This window comes from Rummeliibacillus sp. BSL5 (assembly GCF_052928305.1).
Genome location: NZ_JAVGCV010000001.1, coordinates 1523615 through 1537753, shown reverse-complemented (window position 1 = coordinate 1537753; position 14139 = coordinate 1523615). Strand labels below are relative to the sequence as shown.

Below are 14139 nucleotides of genomic sequence, written 5' to 3'. Positions count from 1 at the left end.
TTTACTTTCTCAGTAAAAGCCCCCAAAGTCGAAAACTGTGACTGTTATCATTCAATTTAAAAATTAAAAACCGTTCAGATGGGGCGGTTTTTTTATTTAAACAATAAAACGTACGTTCGCTTATTTCTGGATACTTGTGCGTAGCTATGTTAAAATATGTCTATGAGTTTTAAGGAACGGGGAGGAACCAAATGAGTAAAGATTTCGAATTACATTCCGCATATCAACCGAGTGGCGACCAGCCTGCAGCGATTAAAGAACTGGTTGAAGGCGTTAGACAAAATAAACAGCATCAAACACTTCTTGGTGCAACAGGAACGGGGAAAACTTTTACGATTTCAAACGTTATCAAAGAAGTGAAAAAGCCGACGTTGATCATTGCGCATAATAAAACGCTCGCAGGTCAACTTTACAGCGAGTTTAAGGAGTTTTTTCCAAATAATGCTGTCGAGTATTTCGTCAGCTATTATGATTATTACCAACCGGAAGCGTATGTACCACAAACCGATACCTACATTGAAAAGGACGCCAGCATCAATGATGAAATCGATAAACTGAGGCACTCTGCCACCTCCTCTTTGTTTGAACGAGATGATGTAATTATTATTGCATCCGTTTCTTGTATCTATGGCTTGGGGAATCCGGAAGAATACCGTGAAATGGTTGTGTCCATTCGTACAGGGATGGAAATTGAACGCAACCAGCTGCTCCGCAAACTAGTAGATATCCAGTATGAACGAAATGATATAAATTTCACGCGTGGTACCTTTAGAGTGCGAGGAGATGTAGTCGAAATTTTCCCTGCATCTCGGGATGAACACTGTATCCGTATTGAATTTTTCGGGGATGAAGTTGACCGCATTAGAGAAGTAGATGCATTGACAGGCGAAGTGCTTGGAGATAGAGAACATATTGCTATTTTCCCAGCATCTCACTTCGTTACGCGTGAGGAGAAATTATTAAAAGCAATAGATAATATTGAAGTAGAACTGAAAGATCAATTAAAACATATGCGAGAAGAAGACAAGCTGCTGGAAGCACAGCGCTTAGAGCAACGAACGAATTACGACTTGGAAATGATGCGCGAAATGGGCTTCTGCTCTGGCATAGAAAACTATTCAAGGCATCTTACATTGCGCCCTGCTGGTGTTACACCTTACACATTGCTTGATTACTTCCCGGAAGACTTTCTACTTGTCATTGATGAAAGCCATGTTACATTGCCGCAAATCCGTGGTATGTATAATGGAGACCAAGCACGCAAAAACGTACTAGTAGAACACGGATTCCGCCTGCCGTCCGCGCTTGATAACAGGCCGCTGAAATTTGAGGAATTTGAGAAACATATTCATAACGCAATTTATGTTTCGGCAACGCCTGGTCCCTATGAATTGGAACATACACCTGAAATGGCTCAGCAAATTATTCGCCCGACTGGCTTGCTTGATCCAGAAATCGATGTACGCCCAATTGAAGGCCAAATCGATGACCTAATGGATGAAATTCAAAATAGAATTCAACGGAATGAACGTGTTCTGATTACGACGCTTACGAAAAAAATGTCGGAGGATTTAACCGATTATTTAAAAGAGATGGGCATCAAGGTACAGTATTTGCATTCGGAAATAAAAACGTTAGAGCGTATTGAGATTATTCGAGAGCTGCGTGTAGGAACATATGATGTACTAGTTGGTATTAACTTGCTTCGTGAAGGACTAGACATTCCGGAAGTTTCCCTTGTCGCTATTTTAGATGCAGATAAAGAAGGTTTCCTTCGTTCAGAACGTTCTTTAATCCAAACAATCGGTCGTGCTGCTCGAAACTCCAATGGGCATGTCATTATGTATGCTGATCGCATTACAGATTCAATGGCAAAAGCACTCGAGGAAACGGAACGTCGTCGTACAATTCAAATGGAATATAATGAAAAACATAATATTACACCTAAAACTATACAAAAAGAAATTCGTGATGTGATTCGCGCAACACAAGCTGCTGAGGAGCCGGAATCATATCTGACAAAGGCAACCAAAGGCAAAAAGCTTACAAAGGCGGAAAAAATCACATTGCTTGAATCTTTAGAGACAGAAATGAAGGATGCTGCAAAGGCGCTTGATTTTGAGCGGGCAGCAGAATTAAGAGACACTATTTTGGAATTGAAGTCGGAAGGATGACCAATTTGAAAAATCAAGAGATTGTAGTACAAGGCGCCAGAGCAAATAATTTAAAAGATATAGATGTGACCATTCCAAGAGACCAATTAGTCGTGATTACTGGTTTGTCGGGTTCAGGGAAATCCTCTCTCGCTTTTGACACGATTTATGCTGAAGGTCAAAGGCGTTATGTTGAGTCGCTGTCATCTTATGCACGGCAATTTTTAGGTCAGATGGACAAGCCGGATGTAGATGCGATAGAAGGCTTATCTCCTGCCATATCAATCGATCAAAAAACAACAAGCCGAAACCCGCGCTCAACAGTCGGAACGGTAACGGAGATTTATGATTACCTGCGATTGCTTTTTGCTCGTGTCGGAAAACCAATCTGTCCAAAGCATGGTATTGAAATTACTTCTCAAACCATTGAACAAATGGTGGATCGCATTAAGCAGTATCCTGAGCGTACCAAACTTCAACTACTTGCACCCATGGTCCAAGGGAGAAAGGGCACACATGTAAAACTTTTAGAGGATCTAAAAAAACAGGGGTTTGTCCGTGCACGAATAGATGGAGAATTGCGTGATTTAGACGATAATATTGAATTAGACAAGAATAAAAAACATACGATTGAAGTGGTCATAGACCGTATCGTTTTAAAAGAAGGCGTCGAGGCACGTATAAGCGATTCATTAGAAACAGCGTTAAGGCTTGCAGAAGGCCGTGTAGTAGTCGATGTGATGGAACATGAAGAACTGTTATTCAGCGAACATCACGCTTGTCCTATTTGTGGCTTTTCAATCGGCGAATTAGAACCGAAAATGTTCTCCTTCAACAGCCCGTTTGGTGCATGTGCAAGATGTGACGGTCTTGGCTCTAAACTAGTAGTAGATAAAGAATTAGTCATACCAGACTGGGATTTGACATTGGATGAAGGAGCCATTGCTCCATGGATTCCAACAAGCTCACAATTCTATCCTCAATTATTGAAAGCTGTTTGCTACCATTACGGCATCCCAATGGATGTGCCGGTAAAAGAGCTATCAAGTGAACAAATGGATAAGATATTGAATGGATCGGGAAATGATAGCATTCACTTCCACTATGAAAATGAATTCGGAAGCGTACGAGACCAAAATATTTTCTTTGAAGGTGTGTTAAGAAATGTAGAACGACGCTACAAAGAAACTAGCTCGGATTATGTACGTGAGCAAATGGAAAAATACATGGTACAGCAACCATGCCCATCATGTCACGGTCATCGTTTAAAACCTGAATCATTAGCTGTAAAGATCAATGGTATGCATATTGGTGAAGTAACAGAGCTTTCTGTAAAAGAGGCATTCCAACTATTTAAAGAACTAGAGCTATCGGAAAAAGATATGCAGATTGCCCGGTTGATTTTAAGAGAAATCCAAGAGCGATTGAGCTTTTTAATCAATGTTGGCTTGGATTATCTAACGTTAAACCGTGCAGCAGGCACATTATCGGGCGGCGAGGCACAGCGAATTCGTCTCGCTACTCAAATTGGCTCTCGGTTAACTGGTGTGTTATATATTCTAGATGAGCCGTCAATCGGCCTACATCAGCGCGATAATGACCGTCTGATCGCTACATTGCAAAGCATGAGAGATCTGGGCAACACATTGATTGTTGTTGAGCATGATGAGGATACAATGATGGCCGCTGACTATTTAATCGATGTAGGGCCTGGCGCAGGAGCACATGGCGGTGAAATTGTTGCTGCCGGTACACCGCAGGAGGTTATGCATAATCCGCATTCATTGACAGGGAAATATTTAAGCGGCGAGAAATTTATCCCATTGCCAATTGAACGGAGAACCCCTGATGGCCGCTATATCAAGATTAAAGGGGCAAGAGAAAACAATTTAAAAAATGTAAAAGTAGATATTCCATTAGGCGTATTTGTTGCGGTAACTGGTGTTTCTGGATCTGGGAAGAGTACGTTAGTCAATGAAATTCTATACAAAACGCTCGCCCATAAATTGAACCGCGCCAAGATTAAGCCAGGCGACGTGAAAGAAATAGAAGGAATCGAGCAGTTAGAAAAAGTGATTGATATTGACCAGTCACCGATCGGCAGAACGCCACGTTCTAACCCAGCAACATATACAGGAGTATTTGATGATATTCGAGATGTGTTCGCTTCTACAAATGAAGCGAAAGTACGTGGTTATAAAAAAGGACGCTTTAGCTTTAATGTCAAAGGCGGACGCTGTGAAGCGTGTCGTGGAGATGGGATCATCAAAATTGAGATGCATTTCTTGCCTGATGTTTACGTACCATGTGAAGTATGTCATGGCAAACGCTATAACCGGGAAACACTTGAGGTAAAATATAAAGACCAAAATATTTCTGATGTGCTCGAAATGACAGTTGAAAATGGCTTGGAATTCTTCAAAAACATTCCGCGTATTGCTAGAAAGCTGCAAACGTTAGTTGATGTGGGATTAGGTTATATCAAACTTGGCCAACCAGCGACTACATTATCCGGTGGGGAAGCGCAACGCGTTAAGCTGGCGTCTGAATTGCATAAACGGTCAAATGGAAAATCCATATATATATTGGATGAACCGACAACAGGACTCCATGCAGATGATATTTCGCGTCTATTGAAAGTGTTACATCGACTTGTAGAGAATGGCGACACTGTGCTTGTTATCGAACATAATCTTGATGTAATAAAAACAGTTGACTACATTATAGATATGGGACCAGAAGGCGGAGATAAAGGTGGTACTGTGGTTGCTAAGGGAACGCCTGAGCAAGTAGCTGACACAGAAGGTTCATATACTGGATTTTATTTGAATCGTGTATTAGAGCGTGATCGCGCCCGTATGGAAGCATCGCTCGAAAAAGCGCAGAAATAATATTAGTAAAATGATTAAGATAGCATGACTGGAAATGGAGATTTATCTGCCCTAGTGAGCTAAGTAAGCTTTGGCAGGTATATCTCCTTCCGTTATTATGAAACTTTTTGCCAGTGAATTCGTACATGTAGTAAGACGAATAATGGAGGGTGTTATTATGCAAGATGAACGTAAACGAATTTTGGATTTAGTCGAAAAAGGCACAATCACCGCCCAAGAAGCAATCGTACTATTTGAAAAACTTGAGCAGCCAATAAACATTAACCAACAGCCAAACGAAAATAAAGCAACAACTGATAGCAGCAAGACTGCTCCACAGAAAGAATATTTCGAAAATGAGTCGGAAAAAGAGAAGATGGCAAGTGACCAGTATGGGGAGCAGACAACTGAACAACGCCAATCGGGCAATGAAGATGAATTCTTTGAAGAAATACGAAAAGACTTCACACAATTTGGAACGAAATTGGTGAATTTAATGAACACAACTTTCTCGAAAGTGAAAGAATTCGATTTTGACAAAGGGTTTATGAGTTCTTCAGCCTCAGAAGAAAAAATAGAAGAGTTACAAAACGCTACGTTTTCTAATATTAGCATTGATATTCCCAATGGTAATATCGAGTTGATTCCAACGAATGAAGAGAGCGCGAAAATTGTATATCGTATTCGACCAACCATTGGAAAAATGTCAGATGACATATTAAAAGAATTCAATCAAGGTGTAATCAGCAAGGCAGATGATGATACATTACGAATTGTCTCTGCAACTAAAAAACTGCGCCTAGATGCTACTATTTACATTCCGGCAAAAAAATATGATTTCGTTACAATCCGCCAATTCAATGGGGGATTTAAAACAGCTGACATTGATATCGAGCAAATAAAAGTTAAAACAATGAATGGCGGTATTGATTTCAAAAATGTAGGTTTTTACCAATTGGAAGCAGAAACTGCCAATGGCGCAATTGACCTACGTGATGTGAAAGGGAAAAAAGCAGAAGTAGAAACAGTCAATGGCCGCATTTATGTCGATGGGAAAATAGAAGAATTAGATGCGAAATCAGCTAATGGCCATGTCGTAGTGACGACTCGTACTGAAAAAGCAAAGAATATCCGTGCACAAACAATTGCTGGTGCAGTGGAAATTTATATACCGAATAATACCTCCCTACAGGGTGAAGTCACTTCAAACTTAGGAAAAGTAGATGTGCGTCTACCGGATATCCAACGACAAAATGAACAAAATCAGTTCTTGCAAAAGAGTGTACAATTCTCAAAAGTAATTGAAGATACACAAACTCTGCTAGTTGAAGGGGAAACAAAAACTGGATCTGTTATAGTTCGATATAACCTTTAAAAGTTATGGTAAGAAGACTGCTTTAAAAGAAAGCTTTAACGCTTTCTTTTGATGCAGTCTTTTTTTTGGTAGATTAAATAACAAGTAAATAAAAAGAAACACCCAAGTAATAATTCACCTATTTGAAATACACTTGTAATGGTAGACAAATAGTGCCGTGATATAATAGAGTGGAAAATAGTCAAGTTTTACTAAAACATAGGTGGTCTAAATATGATAGAAATGAAGAATGTCTATAAAAAGTACCCCAATGGTATTGTAGCGCTGAATGGGCTCAATATAAGAATTAACCAAGGGGAGTTTGTTTATATTGTCGGTCCGAGCGGTGCTGGGAAATCGACTTTTATTAAGATGATGTATCGGGAAGAAAAAGCATCATCAGGTGAAATTGTTGTGAATGGCATGAACCTGTCTAATTTAAAGAATAAAGAAGTTCCTTACTTAAGAAGGCAAATCGGCGTAGTCTTTCAAGACTTTAAGCTGCTGCCAAAGCTTACTGTCTTCGAGAACGTCGCATTTGCTCTTGAGGTAATAGAAGAACATCCGGAAAAAATACGAAAACGTGTGATGGATGTATTGGATTTAGTGGGCTTAAAAAAGAAAGCGAGAATGTTTCCGGATGAACTATCGGGCGGAGAGCAACAACGCGTGTCGATTGCGAGATCCATTGTCAATTTACCAAAAGTAGTAATTGCCGATGAACCAACCGGAAACCTGGACCCTGATACATCTTGGGAGATTATGAGTTTATTTGAAGAGATTAATGCAAGAGGGACAACCATTATTATGGCGACGCACAATCGAGAAATCGTTAATAATATGAGGCGTCGTGTTGTTGCCATTGAAGGCGGACTAATTGTTCGTGATGAACGAGGAGGTGATTACGGCTATGAAATTTAACACCTTGTCGCGTCATTTACGAGAAAGCTTTAAATCAATTGCCAGAAATGGATGGATGACATTTGCTTCTGTCAGTGCCGTCACTGTAACCCTATTGCTTGTGGGCGTATTTATGGTGATTATGATGAACTTAAACAAAGTTGCCGATGATCTGGAAAACGATGTGGAGATCAAAGTACTCATCGATTTACAAGCAAATGAAAAAGATGAGAGCAATCTGCAAGATCAAATTAAGAACTTGCCAGGGGTAGAATCAATACGCTATTCATCAAAAGAGAGTGAATTAAGCGGTTTAGTGAAAGACTTTGGTAACGATTTAAGTTTATTTAAACAAAGCAATCCATTGCGAAATGTTCTCTATGTCAAAGCATCCAACCCTCAACAGACAGCGAAAATCGCTAAACAAATTGATAAGATGGATGGTACATATGAAGCGTTATACGGGAAAGGGAAAATCGAGAAGCTCTTCAATGTGTTAAACACAGGTAGAAATGTGGGGATTGTACTCATCGTTGCCTTATTGCTGACTGCAATGTTCTTAATCTCGAATACTATCAAAATTACTATTTTTGCTCGAAGTAAAGAGATTGAAATCATGAAACTTGTAGGTGCTACAAACTGGTTTGTACGCATTCCTTTCTTACTTGAAGGGATTTGGCTAGGTATTTTAGGATCGATTATTCCGATTGTAGTTGTAACGCTTGCGTATGCAAATATTCACAGTGCGCTAGCGCCAAGATTAAAGGGAGAAGTGTTCGAATTGCTAAGCGTTTCTCCATTTATCATTGAAATAGATGCATTGATATTAGTAATGGGCGTAATCATCGGTATGTGGGGAAGTTTTATGTCTGTACGTAAATTCTTAAAAGTGTAAGTTAAGCCATAAATATGCAATGTTGAGAAAGAATATCAGGGGGATTCGTGGTTGAACATGAAATCAAGGGCCTTAAAAGCTTTACTATGTACCACAATCGCATTTGATCTAGTATGGCCAACGATAAAGGTGCATGCAACATCTATCAAGGACTTAAATAGTAAACAGCAAAGAATGGATAAAGAAAAAAGTGAACTCCATTCAAAACTAGATGCAAAAACTTCTGAGATTAATCAACATAAAGCAACAATTGAGAATTATATGGACCAAATCGCTAGCCTTGATCGTAAACTTACTAGAACTGATTTGAAAATTGGTTCCGTGCTTGCGAAAGAACACAAGATGTCTAAAGCAATCAACCAATTAAGTGTTTCGGTTGAAAGCATGCAGCAAACAATCAATCAACGTACTGAATTGCTTGATAATCGTGCAAGGGCTCTTCAAGAAAACAATGGGAGTTTAAGCTATGTGACCCTTGTCTTACAATCACAAAGTTTAGGTGATTTTATTGACCGTGTGGGTGCTGTGAATACATTATTACAAGCAGATCGCGAAATTTTACGAGAACAACGCGACAAAAAGGAGCGTTTGGAAGAGAAACAGGCAGAGCTTGATGGGAAAGTAGAGAAGAAAAAAATCTACCGTGAACAATTAGAATTGCTTCGTAAATCGTATGATGAACAAATAATAGATAAAAATCGTGTAATCGACAAACTGGAAGCAGAACAAAAAAAGCTGCAAACAGGGAAGAGACTCCTTGAAAAGGAATACTCAGAAGCTGTCACGATGAGTGAAAATGTGAAAAGAGAGATTGAAGAAGAACAGCAAAGACTAGCAAACCTAGCAGCACAAATGTCCTCTACGTCAAATGCAGCTACTTCGGCTGCTTCTCAAATGGAGACGGGCGAACTGCCCGAGGTCACGTTTGGAACATGGACAAAGCCGGCTGTAGGGCGGCTGACATCCAATCACGGGTGGCGGGATTTAGGTGAAGGCGCAGAATTTCACTATGGTATTGATCTTGCGAATAAAGAGGGCACTCCGGTAGTAGCAGCCTCCGATGGAGTAGTGTTTCGTGCTAGTCCCTTGTCTACCTATGGAAATGTGGTCATGATGACACATTCCATTGAAGGACATATCTTTACGACAGTTTATGCACATTTAAGCCAATATAAGGTATCTGTTGGCGAAAGAGTTCATAAAGGCCAGGTGATTGGCTATATGGGGCAGACAGGCCGCGCATACGGCACCCATCTCCATTTTGAAATCCATACAACGCCATGGGAAGGGCAAAAAGTAGGAGCGGTCAATCCTTTGCGGTATATCTCATTTTAGACATAATGAATTTGTTGCTGGCTAATTAGCCGGCAACTTTTTTTTATTTCCAACGTATCTATTCACATAGCATTCATGGCTTTTCAAATTAGATTGTGATAGCATTTTTAGTATGGAAACAAGCATAAATTCTTATAGATATGCAAAGCTGGAGGCGAAAAAGTGAAAAAGAAAGTTTTCGGTTTGCTGCTAGTGGCAGCATTAATTGTTTTTGCACTCACGAACTTTTTAAAGTCGAAAATAACTGAAGCAGAAAAAGTCGACACCTCATACACAAAAGTAGAAACAAAAGAGACAGAAAAGAATGGATTGGAAATCGGACAATATGCTCCTGATTTTACACTTAAGACTCTCGAAGGGAAAAAAGTGAAGCTATCGGATTATCGCGGCAAAAAAGTAATACTAAACTTCTGGGCAACATGGTGTCCACCATGTAAAGAAGAGATCCCTCATATGGAGAAATATTATAAAAGCTTGAATAAAAAAGATAATGTGGAAATTTTAGCAGTTAATTTGACTAGCTCTGACAAAAGTAAAGAGTATATTAAAGAGTTTGCCGAATCCTACGATATCACGTACCCCATCTTATTGGATAAGGAAGGCGAACAGCAAAAGCAGTACGAAATTGTTACAATTCCAACTACCTTTTTCATTAATGAAGCAGGGCAGATTAAGCAGAAAGCTGTGGGTCCAATGGATAAGGGTATGATGGAAAATACAATGAAGATTTTAAAATAATTTAAAAACATGTCCACCATTTTAGTTTTATTTCAGGACTTTCTCTCATATAGTGCAAAGATATGGGAGGGACTGAGATTAATGCGAAAATGGTGGCTTTATTTATTTATTAGTGTATTGGTATGCGGAGGGATTTTCTATTTCATGAAGTCCCAAAAAACAAAAGAAGCAGTGAAGGCTGAATCAACAACTTTAGAACCTGTTGGAGAAGCATATCAATTAATTCGCCAAGAGTCGGTTCATAGTACAACGGAAAAACAATTGGTTGAAGGTGCGATTACAGGTATGGCGGGCGCTTTGAAGGATCCCTACAGCACCTACTATACAAAAGAAGAAGCAAAAATGCATAAGGAGCAATTATCTGATGAACGTGTAGGGATAGGAGCAGAGATCACCCAAAGCCAAGGCCGGTTTATTGTCGTGTCGCCAATGAAAGGGTCGCCAGCTGAGAAAGCGGGACTTAAACCTTATGACGAAATCGTCCAAATAGATAAGCAAAGGGCAGAAGGCAAGTCATTAACTCAATTGCTTGCACTTATAAGGGGCGATGAGGGTACAACCCTTACCATGACAGTATTTAGACCTTCAGAAAACCGACATGTAGATATCAAAATTACAAGAGGAGCAATTGCGCAAACATCTGTCAAAAGCAAGCTCATTGGAGTAAAAGACAAAAATATTGGTTATATCGCTATTTCTGTTTTTGGTGAAAAGACGGCAGAAGAATGGTACCAGCAAACAAGCGAACTGATGAAAAATAATATTCAAGCTTTAATCATTGATGTAAGAAGCAACCCCGGCGGATATCTCAAAAGTGTCGCACAAGTTATTGGAAGTGTCGTTAAACCGGATTCTACTTTCGCCTACATGGAAGATGCGATGGGCAATCAAGAGCCCTTAAAAGTCGCAAAAGATGATCTCGCGTTTGATTATGATGAAAAGTTAAAACAGCTGCCGATGGTCCTGCTGCAAGATGAGGGAAGTGCATCTGCGAGTGAAGTGCTAAGTGGAGCGTTAAAAGAGTTAGATCGAGCAATGATTATTGGTGTTAAAAGTTTTGGAAAAGGTACTGTACAAGAAACTTGGCCATTATCTAATGGGGGCGAATTGAAGCTTTCCACGAATAAATGGCTGACACCAAAAAGGGAATGGATTCATGGCAAGGGTATTCAAGCTGGAGTTGAAGTGGAACAAAATCCCCTATTTCATATGAAATTGCCACCAATCGCAGGGAAATTTAAAGAAGGAGATTTTGCAGATGATATTCAATCAATCCAAGAAGTATTAAAAACACAGGGCTACCAAATTAGCCGATTGGATGGGTATTATGATAAATCCACAGCAAAAGCTGTCCAACAGTATAGTGATAAACACAATCTGTCCGGCAAAAGTGAAATGAATGAGGAATTCTTAACAACCCTGCGTGAAGAGATGGTTCAATATAGAGAGAAAGAAGAAAATGATACGCAGCTCCAAATGGCGATTAGCTATATTAATCAAAAGTTGAAATAGATGAAAAATCCCTGTAGGTGAGCAGTCATCCTCGACCGCTTCCTACAGGGCTAATCTTGCAATTCATGAGCCAGAAAGTGAAGAAGAGAAAACTATTGCTTTTCACCGCTTTTACATTCCCTAATATAAGATAAATGGTACATAATCATTAAAACACTTCGTTTTCAATCGGCTGTTTGATACAATGAAAGCACCATTATATTAACTGCCGGAGAATGAAAGGTGATGCAAAACGTATGTACATAGATGTAATCATGGAAATTATCAAAGGCATCGGCCGTTTCTTTTTAAATCCTTTATTATATATAGGAATCTTATTCGCTATTTTAATTGGCTATCAGCGTGTAAAATCAGAACGGAAATCCTTTAAGACACGAATTTTTTGGGGATGGTCTGAGACAATCCTTATGGTGAAAGAAGGCTGGTTGCCTGGGGTTATCATCTCAGCCATAAGCTTAATCGTAGGATTAACAGTTCCCATTCAATTTATTGTGATCAGTGCAGTCGTCGGCGTTATTTTAATCGCTGTTTTTTATTATCATGCAGCATCTGCTGTTTATCCACTTGGCATAGCATTTGTTATCTTATGGTATACATATATTGCAGATGGCTCTTGGCATTTCTTGAAGTGGGATGTGACAAGTCATTCTATGCATGTCGGGATGTTAAGTACAATTCCTATATTAATTGGGCTTGTGCTGGTTGCGGAAGGTGCTCTTGTCGTAAAGAATGCTGCAAAACTTGCTTCACCTAAAATATTAAAGTCTGAACGAGGTTTACCATCCGCTATCTACCTTGCAAAACGGTTGTGGATGCTGCCTATTTTCTTCGTAATTCCGAGTGGAGCGATTCACGAATATGTTCCATATTGGCCGCAGTTTACGCTAGGAAGCAATACATTCTCACTAATTCTTGTACCGTTTGTCATTGGGTTTCAACAGAGATCAAGAAAGTTGTTGCCGGTACACTTTTACCCACAAGTAGGAAAAACAATCGAGATTCTGGGCCTGCTTGTCTTAATTGAAGGAATTATTGCTTACTTCTTTCCAATCATGGGAGTCGCAGCAGTATTTGTCGGTATAATTGGACGTATTTTCATTTCAATCCTATATTCATTAAGTGAACGCCATGGTACATATGCCGTAACGCCAAAAGATAATGGTGTGATGGTTGCGGGTGTTTTGCCGGATTCCCCAGCTGCAGCTATGGGCATTCAAGTGGGTGAATGCATTCGTAAAGTCAATGGCATTCCGGTCTCAAATGAAGAAGAATTATATGAAGCGCTCCAAATAAATGCAGCACATTGTCGACTAGAAGTGGTTGACCAGGACGGAGAAGTTCGGTTAAGGCAGCATGTCATTTATCGTCATGACCACTATCGAATTGGCTTGCTAGTAGTTCGCTAGAAGACACGTTGCTAGCTGAAGATAGAGCTAGAGATAAATCCTTAAAACTGAGTATGTATAAATAGAAACATATCTATTATGACGGTAGCTGTCTGAAAGGACAGGCCGTCTTTTTGTATTTTGGAGAACAACATTTTGTCGAAATAAAGGCAATCCTTTTGTCGCTCACCTCTACACAAAGTGTTGTATAATAATTGGACTACCCCCTATTAGATTTTATGGGTAATTGTATGTCGAAAATAGCAAAAAAGTTTTAACTGAATCGTAACGCAACTTATAAATGGCTATATTAGTCTTAACTATAAAAGTAAGATTTGTCGAAAGGGGCAATGATCGTGCCTGAATGGTTATCCATTGAGAAATTTCAGTTGCTTGCACAACATTATCGTTTAATTGGGACTCTACTAGCTATAGCCTTGCCATTCTTAGAGGCTTTTTTGCCGTTTTTGCCATTAGCTGCATTCGTGGTGGCGAATGCTAGCGCCTATGGATTATGGTGGGGATTTTTGTTTTCGTGGGTAGGCGCAGTGTTAGGAGCTTATTCTGTATTTATTATTATCAGAAAGTTTGGCAGAAGCAAAATTCTGCGCTTTATTTCAAATCGTACAGCTGTTCAAAAGCTTATACATTGGGTTGAATACCAAGGCTTCACCCCATTATTAATATTGCTTTGTTTTCCTTTCACGCCATCGGCTATTGTCAATGTGGTGGCTGGACTATCAAATCTTAAAAAGAAGAATTATTTAATCACTGTGATGCTGGCAAAACTGGTGATGATTTTCATTATTAGTTGGATCGGATCAGATTTGCGTGCACTCATTACGAATCCTGTTAGGACAGGCTTGATTGTTGTTGTTCTGGTTCTCTTATGGTGGGGAGGAAAGCATGTCGAAGCGCGAATGAACAACAAAATGAAAGAAGAAATGCGAAATTCATCTAAATATGAACAAAAATAGAACGCTCGTTCGTGTTGTGC

At 39.6% G+C, this 14139-nt stretch carries 10 protein-coding genes; all 10 read left to right on the top strand.

Annotated features, from left to right (window positions below):
* The first annotated feature begins 191 nt into the window (after window positions 1–191).
* On the top strand, window positions 192–2174 hold the full coding sequence (gene uvrB, locus RCJ93_RS07785) for an excinuclease ABC subunit UvrB (RefSeq protein ID WP_066784723.1): 1983 nt from the start codon (window positions 192–194) through the stop codon (window positions 2172–2174).
* A 5-nt stretch (window positions 2175–2179) separates the two neighbouring features.
* Window positions 2180–5044 carry an excinuclease ABC subunit UvrA gene (uvrA, locus tag RCJ93_RS07780; protein WP_446738741.1) on the top strand — a complete coding sequence of 955 codons (2865 nt, stop codon included), beginning with the start codon at window positions 2180–2182 and terminating at the stop codon, window positions 5042–5044.
* A gap of 157 nt (window positions 5045–5201) precedes the next feature.
* The gene (locus tag RCJ93_RS07775; RefSeq protein ID WP_446738740.1) at window positions 5202–6398 is read left to right on the top strand and encodes a DUF4097 family beta strand repeat-containing protein; all 1197 of its coding nucleotides are present in this window, start codon (window positions 5202–5204) and stop codon (window positions 6396–6398) included.
* A 213-nt stretch (window positions 6399–6611) separates the two neighbouring features.
* The gene (gene ftsE / locus RCJ93_RS07770) at window positions 6612–7298 is read left to right on the top strand and encodes a cell division ATP-binding protein FtsE (RefSeq protein ID WP_066784729.1); all 687 of its coding nucleotides are present in this window, start codon (window positions 6612–6614) and stop codon (window positions 7296–7298) included.
* Window positions 7288–8172 carry a permease-like cell division protein FtsX gene (gene ftsX / locus RCJ93_RS07765; protein ID WP_150283710.1) on the top strand — a complete coding sequence of 295 codons (885 nt, stop codon included), beginning with the start codon at window positions 7288–7290 and terminating at the stop codon, window positions 8170–8172. The genes ftsE and ftsX overlap by 11 nt, the downstream gene beginning before the upstream one ends.
* A 57-nt stretch (window positions 8173–8229) precedes the next feature.
* The gene (locus RCJ93_RS07760; protein WP_446738962.1) at window positions 8230–9507 is read left to right on the top strand and encodes a murein hydrolase activator EnvC family protein; all 1278 of its coding nucleotides are present in this window, start codon (window positions 8230–8232) and stop codon (window positions 9505–9507) included.
* Window positions 9508–9669: 162 nt separating this feature from the next.
* Window positions 9670–10245: a peroxiredoxin family protein gene (locus tag RCJ93_RS07755; protein WP_446738739.1), complete on the top strand. Its 576-nt coding sequence runs from the start codon at window positions 9670–9672 to the stop codon at window positions 10243–10245.
* 81 nt (window positions 10246–10326) lie between these two features.
* On the top strand, window positions 10327–11757 hold the full coding sequence (locus RCJ93_RS07750) for a S41 family peptidase (RefSeq protein ID WP_150283713.1): 1431 nt from the start codon (window positions 10327–10329) through the stop codon (window positions 11755–11757).
* 215 nt (window positions 11758–11972) lie between these two features.
* Entirely contained in the window at window positions 11973–13163 is a 1191-nt protein-coding gene (locus tag RCJ93_RS07745; protein ID WP_236717670.1) for a PDZ domain-containing protein, read from the top strand.
* Between the two features lie 329 nt (window positions 13164–13492).
* Window positions 13493–14119, top strand: coding sequence for a TVP38/TMEM64 family protein (locus RCJ93_RS07740; RefSeq protein ID WP_370454623.1), 627 nt, complete (start codon window positions 13493–13495; stop codon window positions 14117–14119).
* The last annotated feature ends 20 nt before the right edge of the window (window positions 14120–14139 follow it).